Here is a 16,218-nt window from a genome sequence, read left to right on the forward strand (position 1 = left end):
TTAGACGTCCTCCATATCAAATGCGTGTAGTTTCTTGAAGGCAATCATAGAAATAGAGATGACAATGATTGAAATAATCAAGGTAACGGCAGCTGCCATAGAGTATTGGGGAGCTGTACCTGTTGTCAAACGGTAAATCCATGAGATCAAGATATCGGTTGAACCAGCTCCACCACCGACACTACCAGGACCACCGCCATTGAAGAGGTACATGATAGAGAAGTTGTTGAAGTTGAAGGTGTATTGGCTGATTAAAGTAGGCGCTGCAACAGCCAAAATCATTGGGAAAGTGATGCTGCGGAATTTTTGCCAAGCGTTTGCACCGTCGATATAAGCTGCTTCATACAAGTCGTTTGGAATAGACTGTAGAATACCGAGAGTTAGGACATAGATATAAGGGAATCCAAGCCAACCTTGCATCATAATCAAGGCAACCTTAGTCCAAGTAGGGTCTGTTTTCCAAGGAATGAGTGCTCCATCGAGGAATGGAAGAACCTTAGCAAAGAGAGGGATTACTTGAGTATTGATAGCACCAACACTATCGTTGAACATGTTTGAGAATGTCAAGATAGTGATAAAGGCTGGAACTGCCCAAGGTAGAAGGAAGATGACACCAAAGATACGTTTCCCCTTGATGAATGGTTGGTTAGCAATAATAGCTGTAAAGATACCGAGTACGATTTGCAAAGTCGATGCAGATAAAGCCCAGATAATAGTCCAAGAAAGAACAGAACCGAAGGCTGAACGGAAGGTACTCAAGCTCCATATATTTGTAAAGTTAGTCAATCCAACCCAATCCAACAATTTATTTGGTGGTAAATGTTGGAAATCGTAGTTAGTAAAGGCAATCATCAAGGTTACAATAACCGGGAAGATGATTGCAAATGTCATGGCAACGTAAGATGGAATGATAAGCAAGTAAGGGAATCCATTTTCATAGATACCTTTAATCATATCCTTAAGTGTCAATGGGACAGGGATGCCATTATTGATACGTTTTGCAATAGTGTGAGCGTCTTTAATATTGAGAATATAAAAGGCTAGATAAACAATTACAAAAATAGAGTGGAATGCACCACGAATCAACATGAAGAGAGAGTTGTCACGGCCAGGTTTTTCACCAAGCGTGATTAAGTTGCTCAATTCAGGTGCTGCAAGTACTATAAAATAGAGGACAAAAGCTAATGTTACAGCAAGGAAGATAAAACCTTTGGCTTTTTGTTTGTTATAGATTTGCCCCAACCCAGGAATCAATGAAAGCAAGGCTGCTTTTCTTGGTTGTTGTTCCATGAGTGCTCCTTTCATAAGATGTGAACGTCAAGCTGAGTTCTGTTAATATCTAAAAATCAAGGGGGATAAGTTTTAAATCCCCCTTGAATCAATCAATTAGTTACCAAATTTTTGTTGGATTGTTTCTTTGATCAATGTTACAGCATCATTTGCAGCTGTTTTAGCATCTTTCTTACCGCTTACAGCGTCAAAGAGCATTGTTTTAGCTGGGTCCCAAACTGTTGACATTTGAGAGATGTTTGGCATTGGTTGAGCATTTTGGAACTGTTTGATAACAGCAGTAGTCAACTCATCATTTTTACCTTCAGCGTAAGTACGAGCTTCAGTGTTAGCTGGGATTTCGTTTGTTGCATCGTAGAATGCTTTTTGTTGGTCAGTTGAAACAAGGAAGTCTACGAATTTTTGAGCTCCTTCAAGGTTCTTAGTGCTTGATGGGATGATCCAAGCTTTACCACCACCAAAGGCTGCGTAGTTTTTACCGTTTGGAAGAGTTGGGATAGTTGCAACACCGTAGTTTACTTTAGCATCTTTGAATGCTTGAGCTTTCCAAGGTCCATCAATGATAGCAGCTGTTTTACCTTCTTGGAATTGAGTTTGGATCAAGTTTCCAGCACCTTCAGTATCTTGCATACCTTTAGGCCATTTGTCATACCAAGTTTTAGCATAGTTGATACCTGCAATAGCACCATCGTTAGCAAGACCAATATCTTTAGGGTCTTTACCGTTTTGTCCAAACACGTAGGCACCATTACCAGCAAGAAGTCCATATGCGTAGTAGAAGTTAGTCCAGTCAGCTAGGAAAGCAGTAGTTTTTCCGTCTTCACCAGCGAAGGCATATTTGCTATCTTTAGCAAGTTCTTCCAAGTCAGCAAATGTTTTAGGAGCTTCTTTCACTAAGTCTTTGTTATAGTACATAACAAGTGACTCGATAACGGCTGGAGCCCCATAAACTTTACCACCAACAGTTACAAGAGATTTAGTAGTATCGTCTGTTTTAGCACCGTCACTCAAAGTTACTTCTGAAAGTTGTCCGTCAGTACCAAGGCTACCTACGCGGTCGTATGGTGCCATCATGACGTCAGCAGCTTTACCTGATTGGTTATCAAGTGAAAGATTGTCAAGTCCACCTAATTGGTCACCTGTTTTAATAGTAACTTTTACACCAGCTTCTTTTTCGTAAGCTTTGGCAGCTGATTCTGCAAAAGCTTTATATTGATCTTCAACGTAGAAAGTGATTTCTTGACTTCCTGATGCAGAAGAGTCAGCAGCTTTGTCAGAAGTTTTACTTCCGCAAGCTACCAAAAGTAAGCTAGCAAGAGTAGCAGTACCAAGTACAGCTGCGCTCTTCATGAATTTAGTTGACATAATGTATTCCTCCTAAAGAATAACAAATTTTGATTCCGAGGAAACGCAAACGTTTTCTCTTATGAACTTAGTATAGCACAAACAGAAAACGGTTGCAAGCGTTTTTTGAAAAAATTTTTAAAAAGCATGTAACTGAATAATTCCTAAATTTGGTTATATAATAGGAAGAAAAAGGTGAAATCATATAAATTTCAATTCAAAAATAATTGAAGGAAAACGATTGCATAATTTGTAGATGTTTTTGTAGATGTGAAAAAAATAAGAATATAGTTTTATAGCAAAGCTATAAAGACAAATAATTTGAAAAAGATTTTGTTGAAACGCTTGCATTTATTTTAGAAATGGGTTATACTTTAGTTAGCGCAAACGTTTGCGTTTGTAAAAATGTAATATCTAACTATAAACATATGAGGTGCTTATTATGAAAAAACGTCAAAGTGGTGTGTTGATGCACATTTCTTCTCTTCCAGGAGCATACGGAATCGGATCATTTGGTAAAAGTGCTTACGACTTCGTTGATTTCTTGGTTCGCACAAAACAACGTTACTGGCAAATCCTTCCACTAGGAACAACTAGTTACGGAGACTCTCCTTACCAATCTTTCTCAGCCTTTGCGGGAAACACTCATTTCATCGATTTGGATATCTTGGTGGAACAAGGTTTGTTGGAAGCAAGTGATCTTGAAGGAGTTGACTTTGGTAGCGATGCGTCTGAAGTTGACTATGCTAAAATCTACTATGCACGTCGTCCTCTTTTAGAAAAAGCGGTAAAACGTTTCTTGGAAGTTGGAGATGTCCAAGATTTTGAAAAATTTGCTCAAGAGAACCAATCATGGCTTGAACTTTTTGCAGATTATATGGCTATCAAAGAGCATTTTGATAATCTCGCTTGGACAGAGTGGCCAGATGCAGATATTCGTGTGCGTAAAGCTTCTGCTCTTGAAAGCTACCGTGAACAATTGGCAGACAAACTTGTTTTCCACCGAGTAACCCAATATCTCTTCTTCCAACAATGGTTGAAATTGAAAGCATACGCTAACGAAAACCACATCGAAATTGTGGGGGATATGCCAATTTATGTTGCTGAAGATTCAAGCGATATGTGGGCAAATCCACACCTCTTTAAAACAGATGAAAACGGGAAAGCAACTTGCATCGCAGGATGCCCACCAGATGAGTTTTCTGAGACTGGTCAGCTTTGGGGTAACCCAATCTATGACTGGGAAGCAATGGATCGCGATGGTTATAAATGGTGGATTGAACGCTTGCGTGAAAGCTTTAAGATTTACGACATCGTGCGTATCGACCACTTCCGTGGATTTGAGTCTTATTGGGAAATTCCAGCTGGTTCTGAAACAGCAGCACCTGGTAAATGGGTGAAAGGGCCTGACTACAAACTCTTTGCAGCTGTTAAAGAAGAACTTGGTGACTTGAACATCATCGCAGAGGACCTTGGATTTATGACTGATGAAGTCATCGAGCTTCGTGAGCGCACTGGATTCCCAGGAATGAAAGTCCTTCAATTTGCCTTCAACCCAGAGCACGAAAGTATCGACAGTCCACACTTGGCACCAGCCAACTCAGTTATGTATACAGGAACACACGATAACAACACTGTTCTTGGTTGGTATCGTGATGAGATTGATGATCCAACTCGTGAGTACATGGCTCGTTACACAAACCGTAAAGAGTACGAAACAGTGGTGCATGCTATGCTTCGTACAGCTTTCGCATCAGTAAGTTTCATGACGATTGCTACTATGCAAGATTTGCTAGAGTTGGATGGTTCAGCTCGTATGAACTTCCCATCTACTCTTGGCGGAAACTGGTCATGGCGTATGACAGAGGATCAATTGACTCCAGCTGTCGAAGAAACTTTGCTTGACTTGACTACAATTTATCGCCGTATCAATGAAAATTTGGTAGAATTAAAGAAATAAGACATTATCAGGAGACACAAAAATGTTACCATTAAAAGAATTTGTACAAAATCGTTACAATAAATCTATCGCAGAATGTAGTAACGAAGAGCTTTACCTTGCTCTTCTTAACTACAGCAAACTTGCTAGCAGCCAAAAACCAGTGAACACTGGTAAGAAAAAAGTTTACTACATCTCAGCTGAGTTCTTGATTGGTAAACTCTTGTCAAACAACTTGATTAACCTTGGTCTTTATGACGAAGTTAAGAAAGAACTTGCTGACGCAGGTAAAGAGTTGATCGAAATTGAAGAAGTAGAATTGGAACCATCACTTGGTAACGGTGGTTTGGGACGTTTGGCAGCCTGCTTTATCGACTCCATCGCTACACTTGGTTTGAATGGTGACGGTGTTGGTTTGAACTACCACTTTGGTCTTTTCCAACAAGTGCTTAAAAACAACCAACAAGAAACGATTCCTAACGCTTGGTTGACTGACCAAAACTGGTTGGTTCGTTCAAGCCGTAGCTACCAAGTGCCATTTGCACACTTTACATTGACATCTACTCTTTACGATATCGATGTACCTGGATACAAAACAGCTACTAAAAATCGTTTGCGTTTGTTTGACTTGGATTCAGTTGATTCTTCAATCATCAAAGATGGCATCAACTTTGACAAGACAGACATCGCTCGCAACTTGACTCTTTTCCTTTACCCAGATGATAGTGACCGTCAAGGTGAATTGCTCCGTATCTTCCAACAATACTTCATGGTTTCAAACGGTGCGCAATTGATCATCGACGAAGCAATCGAAAAAGGAAGCAACTTGCATGACCTTGCTGACTATGCAGTTGTCCAAATCAACGACACTCACCCATCAATGGTTATCCCTGAATTGATCCGTCTGTTGACAGCACGTGGTATCGAGCTTGACGAAGCAATCTCAATCGTTCGTAGCATGACTGCTTACACAAACCACACAATCCTTGCTGAAGCCCTTGAAAAATGGCCTCTTGAATTCTTGGAAGAAGTGGTTCCTCACTTGGTACCAATCATCAAAGAATTGGACCGTCGCGTGAAAGCAGAATACAAAGATCCAGCTGTTCAAATTATCGATGAGAGCGGACGTGTTCACATGGCTCACATGGATATCCACTACGGATACAGTGTTAACGGGGTAGCGGCACTTCATACTGAAATTTTGAAAAATTCTGAGTTGAAAGCCTTCTACGACCTTTACCCAGAAAAATTCAACAACAAAACAAACGGTATTACTTTCCGTCGTTGGCTCATGCATGCTAACCCAAGATTGTCTCACTACTTGGATGAGATTCTTGGAGAAGGTTGGCACCATGAAGCAGATGAGCTTGAAAAACTTTTGTCTTATGAAGACAAAGCAGCTGTCAAAGAAAAATTGGAAAGCATCAAGGCTCACAACAAACGTAAATTGGCTCGTCACTTGAAAGAGCACCAAGGTGTGGAAATCAATACAAACTCTATCTTTGATATCCAAATCAAACGTCTTCACGAGTACAAACGTCAACAAATGAACGCTTTGTATGTCATCCACAAATACTTGGACATCAAGGCTGGTAACATCCCTGCTCGTCCAATCACAGTATTCTTTGGTGGTAAAGCAGCTCCTGCCTACACTATCGCTCAAGACATCATCCACTTGATCCTTTGCTTGTCAGAAGTCATTGCCAACGATCCAGCAGTAGCTCCACACTTGCAAGTGGTAATGGTTGAAAACTACAACGTTACTGCAGCAAGCTTCTTAATTCCAGCGTGTGATATCTCTGAACAAATCTCACTTGCTTCTAAAGAAGCTTCAGGTACTGGTAACATGAAATTCATGTTGAACGGAGCTTTGACTCTTGGTACTATGGACGGGGCTAACGTGGAAATCGCTGAGTTGGTTGGAGACGAAAACATCTACATCTTTGGTGAAGATTCAGAAACTGTTATCGACCTTTACGCAAAATCAGCTTACAAATCAAGCGAATTCTACGCTCGTAAAGCGATCAAACCATTGGTTGACTTTATCGTGAGCGACGCTGTTCTTGCAGTTGGTAAGATTGAACGTTTGGAACGTCTTTATAACGAATTAATCAACAAAGACTGGTTCATGACTCTTCTTGACTTGGAAGACTACATCAAAGTGAAAGAGCAAATGCTTGCTGACTACGAAGACCGTGATGCATGGTTGGATAAAGTCATCGTTAACATTTCTAAAGCAGGATTCTTCTCATCTGACCGTACAATCGCTCAGTACAACGAAGATATCTGGCACTTGAACTAATACTCTTCGAAAATCAAATTCAAACCGCGTCAACGTCGCCTTGCCGTACTCAAGTACAGCCTGCGGCTAGTTTCCTAGTTTGCTCTTTGATTTTCATTGAGTATAAGATATGAAATTTAATAGTTATTACACTATCTAGCAAAAAAGCGAGTTTCAATTGAAATTCGCTTTTTTTGAATGTTGTGGATTTGAGGTTGACTGGTCTCAAAAGAAAAAATAATTTGTCAATAATTTCTAGACTTAAAAATCAGACCTAGAGAACACTAAGAAGGCTGGTTGTATTACCTTTAAACCTCAGGTTCTTCTTAACTGTTACCTCAAATTTCTTGTATTCGTTTACAAACAGTATTATAATAGTATTATAGTAAAGAAAGAAGGTGTTCTTATGTGGAAAAAATATTTTTCAAAATATAAATGGACTGATTTATTTTGGATTCTTTTAGTAATTTGGTCATGCCTTTATATGGGCAATAGCACTTCCTTTCCACTGACTCATCAAGAAATCTCTTTTCATGGATGCTGTTATGGAGCATCACTTGCCTTATATCACTTGCTATTTATTGATAAATTTGTCATTTCAAATCGAAAATAAATGGAGAGGTCATAATTTTTATACTTTTCGGAAAGACAGTGAAAAATCGTGTTTTAAACCCGCATCTCAAGAAGAGGTGCGGGCTTGGTTTTATCTTATAAACTAGTTTACAGGGCTTTTCCGACTAGAATCTCTGCTTCGATAGTAATCTCAGTTAACTGGCTCCAATCAATCTTGCTCTGGTCGACATGAAAAAGCAGGGGCGTCATGCTGAGCAAGGCTTGGCGTTGCTCTACGGTGATAGACTTGGTCAGGGAAGCAATCTGACTAGATTGGATGCTGAAGTGTTCTTGGAAGTGTTCCTTAATATCTTGATTAGAATAATCCTTCTTTGTCAGCTGGTCCTGTACCCTTTGACGGATTTCCTTGAGGTGGTTTTCAGTAGGAATGACCTTGATTAAGATGCCGTCCTTTGATAAGACTCGTCGGAATTCTCCGTAGTTGGCAGGTGAGAAAATATCAAGTAGGATATCCATGCTGGCGTCTTTTATAGGAAGGCGAGCTAAGTCACCAACAAACCAATTGACTGCCCAGTTGGGTTCACTCTTGGCGGCGATTTGGACCGAGTCTTTTGAAATGTCAAAGGCATAAAAGGTTTTTTCAGGGTGCACTTCTTGGAGTTTACGAGAGTAGAAGCCTTCGCCACAACCGATATCCAAGACTATTTTGGCGGATGGTTTAGTCGCTAGTAAGTCGGAGATACCTTCTAAAATAGCCTGATAAAATCCAGCTTCTAGGATTTGCTGGCGATTTTGGAAATTTTCCTTGTCATAGTTGGCAGATTGCTTGATTTGAGGAGCCAGGTTGACATAGCCGAATTTTGCAAGGTCAAAAGAATGTCGATTGCTGCACTTGAGACTAGACTCTGCCAAGGTCAGGTTTTCTTGACAGATAGGACAGGCAAAGGAACTAGCAGATGCAAAACGTTGAAGTTTGGGTTTGAGATTTGTATTCATAGTTTAAGTGTATCAAAAGAGGCAAATGAAAGCAACTTTAGGAATAAGTAGATGGGAGATTCAGTAGAAATAAAACTAATCCTCCAATTTATAGAATAAAATTGCTTTTATATCGAAATTTCTATATAATAATGATAAGGAGGAAATAAGTATGTTAAAAGAAGTATTAACCGTTGCAAAAGTTGCGAAAAAATCATCACTCTTTTTGGGTGGTGTCGCATTTGGTACCCTTGGCTTGAAAATCTTAGCAAGTAAGGAAGCTAAAAAAGGTTATTCTAAAGCTTTGGCTAAGGCTTACAAGTTGAAAGACGGGCTAGATGCATCTGTTTCTGTTGTGAAACAACATGGAGACGATGTCTTGCAAGATGCCAAATATTTGTACGAGCAAGAGAAAAAAGAAGAGCAATTAGATAGCCTTATAGGAGAATAATATGTCTTTTAAAGTGCTACATAGAGGATACCAACATATCCGACTATCATCTTCTTTTTCACTCACCTTGGATATTCAAGACTATCTTCGTTCCTTGGCGAGAGATGAAAAGGGGATTGAGTCTATCCAGTTTTACATGGATCAACAGCACTTTACTCTACGTATAAAAGAAGGCTTTTCTGTATTAGATAATGCAGAAGCCTTTTTAAAAAGAATTGATAAAGGGAAAGTTTCTGAGTTGATGACTCTTCCCATTCGTAGAGAAGAGAGTGCTTATTCTATTGTTTCAGGTGCAGCGATTAAGCGTATACTTTTTCGTAGTTTTGTGCCGTATCCTATTCGCTATATATGGACTTGTTATCAGGCTTTGGGTTATATCAGAGAAGCCTATCAAACACTAGCGCGTAAGGAACTAACGATGGAGGTCTTGGACTGTTCGGCGATTTTATTGTCCTTGTTTATGAACCAATCCAAGACAGCTAGCAATATCATGTTTATGCTTGATTTGGGGAATCATTTAGATCAGTGGTCCTTGAAAAAAACTGCAACAGATTTAGAACAAAGCCTTCTTGCAAAAGAGAGCGATGTATTCTTAGTACAGGGCGATACGGTTGTTAGTATCAAGAGTTCCGATGTTCAAATAGGAGATGTCTTGGTCCTATCTCAAGGAAATGAAATTCTGTTTGATGGACAAGTAGTTTCAGGTTTAGGTATGGTCAACGAAAGTTCCTTGACGGGAGAGAGTTTTCCAGTTGAAAAAAGAGAGTCTGATTTAGTTTGTGCAAATACAGTATTAGAAACTGGAGAGTTACGCATTCGTGTAACCGATAATCAGATGAACAGCCGGATTTTACAACTGATTGAGTTGATGAAGAAATCTGAAGAAAACAAGAAAACGAAACAACGCTATTTCATCAAGATGGCGGATAAGGTCGTCAAATATAATTTCTTGGGGGCTGGGCTGACTTACCTATTGACAGGTTCTTTTTCTAAGGCTATTTCTTTCCTATTGGTCGATTTCTCCTGCGCTTTGAAAATCTCTACTCCTGTAGCTTATTTGACAGCTATCAAGGAGGGGTTGAATCGTGAAATGGTGATTAAGGATGGAGATGTTCTGGAGAAATACCTGGAAGTTGATACTTTCTTGTTTGATAAGACGGGAACAATCACAACTAGTTATCCTATAGTTGAAAAGGTGTTACCTTTTGGGGACTATAGTGAGGAAGATATTCTCAGAATCAGTGCCTGTCTTGAGGAACACATTTATCATCCTATTGCTAATGCTATCGTCAAGCAAGCTGAGATAGAGGGAATTGAACATGAGGAAATGCATGGGAAACTCCAATATATCGCAAGTAAGGGGATCAAATCTCATATAGATGGCCAACCAGTTCTTATTGGGAATTATGTCTTGATGCAGGATGAGCAGATTCATATCAGTTCAGAACAAAATGCTTTAATTGAAGAGTACAAGAGTCACTACAATCTCTTATTCTTAGCCTACCAGAATGAATTGATTGGAATGTTCTGTATTCATACTCCTTTGAGAAAAGAAGCAAAAGCAGCCTTGGAGAAACTTAAGGCACAAGGGAAAAAATTGATTCTGGCAACAGGGGATACCTTGGTTAGAACAGAGGAATTAGTCAAAGATTTGCCCTTTGATCATGTCTATACAGACTTGAAACCTGATGGGAAATTTGAGTTAGTAGAGGAACTGCAGAAAGCAGGTCACACTATTTTGATGGTTGGAGATGGATTGAATGACTCAGCGGCTCTAACCCTATCAGATATCGGTGTGGTGATGAATGAGAGTGCAGATATTTCTAAGCAGATGAGTGATATCTTATTGTTAGATAATCGCTTGGATTTCTTTCAAGAGTTGGATTCGCTATCATCATCTTTGCAAACACTCATCAAGAAGAATATTCAAGATACCGTTGTCGTAAATAGTAGTTTGATTGGCTTTGGCTTGTTTAATTGGCTCAGTCCTTCAAATCTCTCTATCTTACATAATCTAACAACCTTACGCATTGTACTGCGTAGCCTGTCTATTAAGGGATAGGTGGGGGACTATTCACAGCAAAAAGGAGTTACCTTTCTCGAGGGTAACTCCTTTGTTTATAGGTAAATGTTGAACAATTTAGTAAGTCAATACAAAGTATTTCTTCTTCCCACGGCGGATAACAGTGAGTTCGTTCTCTAACTTATCTGCATCTCCTAAGACATAGTCAAGGTCTTGGATACGGTCGCCGTTGACGTAGATAGCACCGTTTTGAACATCTTCACGGGCTTGGCGTTTTGAGTTAACCACGCCAGAAGATACGAGAAGTTCAACAATGTTGTGATTTTCGTCTGCTTGTACTTGGTAGTTTGGCACGCCACGAAGTCCTTGTTTGAGTTCTTTGACAGAAAGGTTTTTGATATTTCCTGCAAAGAGTTGTTCAGTGATGTTAAGGGCTTCTTTGTAGGCTTCTTCTCCGTGGACAAGAGTCACGACTTCACGAGCGAGGACTTTTTGAGCCAAGCGTTCGTGTGGTGCTGCTTCGAATTGTTTACGGATGTCTTCAATCTCGTCTAATGACAAGAAAGTAAAAATCTTCAAGAAGCGAACAGCGTCAGCATCCATGACGTTCATCCAGAATTGGTACATTTCGTATGGAGAAGTCTTTTCAGGGTTGAGCCAAACAGCATTCCCTTCTGATTTACCAAATTTCTTACCGGTTGCGTCTGTGATGAGTGGGACAGTAATTACGTGACCAGTCTTGTCAGCCTTACGACGAAGCAACTCAGTGCCAGCTGTCATGTTTCCCCATTGGTCAGAACCACCGATTTGAAGGGTTACATTGTGTTCTTGGTTGAGGACAAAGAAGTCGTAACCTTGCATGATTTGGTAGGCAAACTCAGTGTAAGAAATCCCTGTTTCAATCCGTTTCTTCACAGACTCCTTGCTCATCATGTAGTTGACAGTGAAGTATTTTCCGATATCACGGAGGAAGTCAATGAAGCTGATGCTGCCAAACCAGTCGTAGTTGTTGACCATGACAGCTTTATTTTCACCATTTTCAAAGTCGAGAAAGCGAGAAAGTTGTCCTTGGATAGACTTGACCCAGCCATCTACTGTGTCTTTTGTTTGGAGACTACGTTCAGCATCTTTGAAGGACGGATCTCCGATGAGACCTGTAGCACCGCCAACGAGCGCATATGGTTTGTGACCTGCTAACTGCAAACGACGACTTGTCAAGATTGCGACAAGGTGACCTAGGTGAAGGCTGTCAGCAGTTGGATCGTAGCCAGTATAATAAGAAACTTGACCTTCTTCTAGGGCTTTACGCAAAGCTTCTTCATCAGTCGTTTGAAAAATCAAACCACGCTCTTTTAGCTCATCAAAAATGTGCATGTGTCTTTTCTCCTTTTAAAATATTGTTTCTACCTATTTTACCACAAACTTGGCAAATAACCTAGTAAAATCGGGAAGAAAGTTGCTACTCGGACTTTTTTGGAAACGAGTGAAATATGGTATAATAGCACTAGCTTATACTCAATGAAAATCAAAGAGCAAACTAGGAAGCTAGCCGAAGGTTGCTCAAACCACCGTTTTGAGGTTGTGGATAGAACTGACGAAGTCAGTAACACATATACGGCAAGACGAGACTGACGTGGTTTGAAGAGATTTTTGAAGAGTATTGTTTTCAGAGAAATAGATAAAAATAGTTAAGAAAGGGGCTGAAAAATGTCTCATATTATTGAATTGCCAGAAGTCTTGGCCAATCAAATCGCGGCAGGAGAAGTTATCGAACGCCCTGCTAGTGTAGTCAAGGAGCTAGTTGAAAACGCCATCGATGCTGGCTCAAGCCAGATTATCGTTGAGATTGAAGAAGCTGGTCTTAAGAAAATCCAAATCACAGATAATGGTCACGGGATTGCCCACGATGAGGTCGAGTTAGCCCTCCGTCGTCATGCCACTAGTAAGATAAAAAATCAGGCAGATCTCTTTCGGATTCGGACCCTCGGTTTTCGTGGTGAAGCTCTGCCTTCTATTGCTTCTGTCAGTGTTTTGACTCTTTTAACAGCGGTGGATGGTACAAGTCACGGGACCAAGCTAGTGGCTCGTGGGGGAGAAGTTGAGGAAATCATTCCAGCGACCAGTCCTGTGGGGACTAAGGTTTGTGTGGAAGATCTATTTTTCAACACACCAGCTCGTCTCAAGTATATGAAGAGTCAGCAGGCGGAGTTGTCTCACATCATTGATATTGTCAATCGTCTGGGGCTAGCCCATCCGGAGATTTCTTTTAGCCTGATTAGCGATGGCAAGGAAATGACACGAACAGCTGGTACGGGTCAACTGCGTCAAGCCATTGCTGGAATTTATGGTTTAGCCAGTGCTAAAAAGATGGTTGAGATTGAGAATTCTGACCTAGACTTTGAAATTTCAGGCTTTGTCTCATTGCCGGAATTGACGAGGGCTAATCGCAACTATATCAGTCTTTTTATCAATGGCCGTTATATCAAAAACTTCCTACTCAATCGTGCCATTTTAGATGGTTACGGTAGCAAGCTCATGGTGGGGCGTTTTCCGCTAGCTGTTATTCACATCCATATCGATCCTTATCTAGCAGATGTCAATGTGCATCCAACCAAGCAAGAGGTACGGATTTCCAAGGAAAGAGAACTAATGGCGCTGGTTTCAGAAGCTATTGCAAAGAGTCTCAAGGAACAGACCTTGATTCCAGATGCCTTGGAAAATCTGGCAAAATCTACTGTTCGCAATCGTGAAAAGGTAGAGCAAACCATTCTCCCACTTAAAGAAAATAATCTCTACTACGAGCAAACGGAGCTGACAAGACCGCCTCAAGCTGAGGTGGCAGACCATCAGGTGAATCTGACGGAAGAAAGACAGGATTTGACCTTGTTTGCCAAGGAAACCTTGGACCAGCTGACCAAGCCTGCTAAACTGCATTTTGCAGAGAGAAAGCCTATCAGCTACGACCAACTGGATCATCCTGAGTTAGATATGGCTAGTTTGGATAAGGCTTATGACAAGCTAGAGCGAGAAGAAACGTCAAGCTTCCCAGAGTTGGAATTTTTTGGGCAAATGCACGGGACTTATCTCTTTGCCCAAGGTAGAGATGGGCTTTACATCATAGACCAACACGCAGCCCAGGAGCGGGTTAAGTATGAGGAGTATCGCGAAAGTATTGGCAATGTTGACCAGAGCCAGCAGCAACTCCTAGTTCCCTATATCTTTGAATTTCCTGCGGATGATGCCCTTCGTCTCAAGGAAAGAATGCCACTTTTAGAGGAAGTTGGTGTCTTTCTAGCAGAGTACGGGGAGAATCAATTTATCCTACGCGAACATCCCATTTGGATGGCAGAGGAGGAAATCGAGTCTGGTATCTATGAGATGTGTGACATGCTCCTTTTGACCAAGGAAGTTTCAATCAAGAAATACCGAGCAGAGCTAGCCATTATGATGTCCTGCAAGCGGTCCATCAAGGCCAACCATCGTATTGATGCCCACTCGGCTAGACAACTCCTCTATCAGCTCTCTCAATGTGATAACCCCTATAACTGTCCACACGGACGTCCTGTTTTGGTTCACTTTACCAAGTCGGACATGGAAAAGATGTTCCGTCGCATTCAGGAAAATCATACTAGCCTCAGAGAGCTAGGAAAATACTAATACTCTTCGAAAATCTCTCTAAACTGCGTCAGCCTTACCTTCCCTAACTCAAGTTATGCCTACGGTTAGCTTCCTAGTTTAGATTTGATTTTCATTAAGTATAAATTGAAGGGAAAACTATGTACGAATATCTAAAGGGTATCATTACCAAAATTACTGCTAAATACATCGTTCTAGAAGCAAACGGAATCGGCTATATCCTACACGTAGCTAACCCCTATGCCTACTCAGGACAAGTCAATCAAGAAGCACAAATCTATGTGCATCAAGTCGTTCGCGAAGATGCTCATCTACTTTACGGTTTTCGTTCAGAAGATGAGAAGAAACTCTTTCTCAGCTTGATCTCTGTGTCAGGCATTGGTCCTGTTTCCGCTCTTGCCATCATCGCAGCTGATGACAATGCAGGCCTCGTTCAAGCTATTGAGACTAAGAACATCACCTACTTGACTAAATTCCCTAAAATCGGTAAGAAAACAGCCCAGCAGATGGTGCTGGACTTGGAAGGCAAGGTAGTAGTTGCAGGAGATGCCCTTCCTGCTAAGGTGCCAGTACAAACCAGCGCTGAAAACCAAGAATTGGAAGAAGCTATGGAAGCTATGTTGGCACTGGGCTACAAGGCAACTGAGCTTAAGAAAATCAAGAAATTCTTTGAAGGAACGACAGATACAGCTGAGAACTATATCAAGTCTGCCCTCAAGATGTTGGTGAAATAGGAGATTTCTATGCCAAAACGTTGTGGCTGGGTTAAAATGAACAACCCTCTATATGTAGCCTACCACGATGAAGAGTGGGGCCAGCCCCTTCATGATGACCAGGCTCTTTTTGAGTTGCTCTGCATGGAGACCTATCAGGCTGTGCTGAGAGCTTTCTTCTATACTAATAGACGAAAGGGTGTGAAAATGATTTTTAAATGATACTGTGGAACGGAACAGTAGCCCTAGTATTGACTACTGTCGTTTCTATTCATATTGGCTATTCTAGGACTGAGATGAAAAAATCTATAAATGCTCAGAATAAAATTGAACCCGCAAATCTCCCCAAAACAATGGTGAGTCATGTACTTGTATTATTCCGAAAAAATACACCTCTGGTGCAGTGAGACAAATTGGTGTATCTTATAGTGGCTTCGTAGATGAAAGCTATACTCTACTATCACTCTTTGATGATGTAGAACAAATTGAAAAAGATAATAGACTTCAGACAGCTATTGATGTTGTCAGAGAACAGTTTGGTTTTTTAGCCATACAAAAAGGAACCGTCCTAACTGAAGGTTCCAGAAATATTGAACGCAGTAAACTTATCGGTGGTCATTCCGCGGGTGGATTGGAGGGATTAAAATGAAACAAGAAAAAAATACAGTACAATTTTCAGAAATCCGTAGCAAAGGATGTAATGATATTGAAATGCTTGAAAGATTTTTACATGGAATCGTTGAAACAGCAACTTCAAAACTTCGTCAGAGAAAACTCAAAACAACTGAAATATCGATACGACTAGTACATGCTAAATCTGAAAACCGATTACCATTGGAATTTACATTTAGCATTAAGCCAACAAGCTCATCTGTGATAATCTATACTGAGGTAATCAATCGCTTTAAAGAATGTTACACAGGTGGGGGAATTCAAGGTTTTACGATTCAATTTGATAAAAATACCCTTGCCTCTGCATAGAAAGGATTTGAT

13 protein-coding genes and 1 pseudogene are annotated in these 16,218 nt (G+C 40.6%); 10 read left to right on the forward strand and 4 right to left on the reverse strand.

Going from position 1 to position 16,218, the window contains the following annotated elements; translation table 11 throughout:
* Nucleotides 1-1,290, reverse strand: coding sequence for a carbohydrate ABC transporter permease (locus RRU92_RS02690; protein ID WP_315640308.1), 1,290 nt, complete (start codon nt 1,288-1,290; stop codon nt 1-3).
* Nucleotides 1,291-1,386: 96 nt separating this feature from the next.
* Nucleotides 1,387-2,655, reverse strand: a complete 1,269-nt coding sequence (locus RRU92_RS02695) for an extracellular solute-binding protein (protein WP_153224582.1) — start codon at nt 2,653-2,655, stop codon at nt 1,387-1,389.
* Nucleotides 2,656-3,076: 421 nt separating this feature from the next.
* Between RRU92_RS02695 and malQ the strand changes: the two genes are divergently transcribed.
* The 3 genes from malQ to RRU92_RS02710 all read left to right on the forward strand — a co-directional run bounded on the left by malQ (nt 3,077) and on the right by RRU92_RS02710 (nt 7,467).
* Entirely contained in the window at nt 3,077-4,594 is a 1,518-nt protein-coding gene (malQ, locus tag RRU92_RS02700) for a 4-alpha-glucanotransferase (protein ID WP_315640311.1), read from the forward strand.
* A gap of 22 nt (nt 4,595-4,616) precedes the next feature.
* Complete coding sequence (glgP, locus tag RRU92_RS02705) at nt 4,617-6,875, forward strand: glycogen/starch/alpha-glucan family phosphorylase (RefSeq protein ID WP_315640312.1); 2,259 nt, start codon at nt 4,617-4,619, stop codon at nt 6,873-6,875.
* A 385-nt stretch (nt 6,876-7,260) separates the two neighbouring features.
* Nucleotides 7,261-7,467 (forward strand): hypothetical protein, encoded by a 207-nt coding sequence (locus tag RRU92_RS02710; protein WP_315640313.1) that lies wholly within the window; start codon nt 7,261-7,263, stop codon nt 7,465-7,467.
* Between the two features lie 107 nt (nt 7,468-7,574).
* Here the strand turns inward: RRU92_RS02710 and RRU92_RS02715 are convergent, their stop codons facing one another.
* Nucleotides 7,575-8,423 carry a putative RNA methyltransferase gene (locus RRU92_RS02715; RefSeq protein WP_315640314.1) on the reverse strand — a complete coding sequence of 283 codons (849 nt, stop codon included), beginning with the start codon at nt 8,421-8,423 and terminating at the stop codon, nt 7,575-7,577.
* A 151-nt stretch (nt 8,424-8,574) separates the two neighbouring features.
* Between RRU92_RS02715 and RRU92_RS02720 the strand changes: the two genes are divergently transcribed.
* Together RRU92_RS02720 and RRU92_RS02725 are read left to right on the forward strand one after the other, a co-directional pair.
* Complete coding sequence (locus tag RRU92_RS02720) at nt 8,575-8,853, forward strand: DUF6110 family protein (protein WP_000910910.1); 279 nt, start codon at nt 8,575-8,577, stop codon at nt 8,851-8,853.
* Nucleotide 8,854: 1 nt separating this feature from the next.
* Complete coding sequence (locus RRU92_RS02725; RefSeq protein WP_315640315.1) at nt 8,855-10,915, forward strand: heavy metal translocating P-type ATPase; 2,061 nt, start codon at nt 8,855-8,857, stop codon at nt 10,913-10,915.
* A gap of 78 nt (nt 10,916-10,993) precedes the next feature.
* On the opposite strand, the gene tyrS is transcribed toward RRU92_RS02725, so the two are convergent.
* Nucleotides 10,994-12,250, reverse strand: coding sequence for a tyrosine--tRNA ligase (gene tyrS, locus RRU92_RS02730; protein WP_315640316.1), 1,257 nt, complete (start codon nt 12,248-12,250; stop codon nt 10,994-10,996).
* A gap of 333 nt (nt 12,251-12,583) precedes the next feature.
* On the opposite strand from tyrS, the gene mutL reads away from it, so the two are divergent.
* The 5 genes and pseudogenes from mutL to RRU92_RS02755 all read left to right on the forward strand — a co-directional run bounded on the left by mutL (nt 12,584) and on the right by RRU92_RS02755 (nt 16,206).
* Complete coding sequence (gene mutL, locus RRU92_RS02735; protein ID WP_315640317.1) at nt 12,584-14,533, forward strand: DNA mismatch repair endonuclease MutL; 1,950 nt, start codon at nt 12,584-12,586, stop codon at nt 14,531-14,533.
* Between the two features lie 119 nt (nt 14,534-14,652).
* A complete protein-coding gene (gene ruvA / locus RRU92_RS02740) occupies nt 14,653-15,246 on the forward strand; it encodes a Holliday junction branch migration protein RuvA (RefSeq protein WP_049549155.1) in 594 nt (197 codons plus the stop codon).
* 9 nt (nt 15,247-15,255) lie between these two features.
* A pseudogene (locus RRU92_RS02745) lies at nt 15,256-15,441 on the forward strand (DNA-3-methyladenine glycosylase I); the annotation flags it as partial.
* 187 nt (nt 15,442-15,628) lie between these two features.
* Nucleotides 15,629-15,874, forward strand: coding sequence for a hypothetical protein (locus RRU92_RS02750; protein WP_001813542.1), 246 nt, complete (start codon nt 15,629-15,631; stop codon nt 15,872-15,874).
* Entirely contained in the window at nt 15,871-16,206 is a 336-nt protein-coding gene (locus tag RRU92_RS02755) for a hypothetical protein (RefSeq protein ID WP_000806926.1), read from the forward strand. Before RRU92_RS02750 ends, RRU92_RS02755 begins: the two co-directional genes overlap by 4 nt.
* Nucleotides 16,207-16,218 lie beyond the last annotated feature (12 nt).

Origin of the sequence: Streptococcus sp. DTU_2020_1001019_1_SI_AUS_MUR_006 (genome assembly GCF_032340315.1) — a bacterium.
Classification (GTDB): domain Bacteria; phylum Bacillota; class Bacilli; order Lactobacillales; family Streptococcaceae; genus Streptococcus.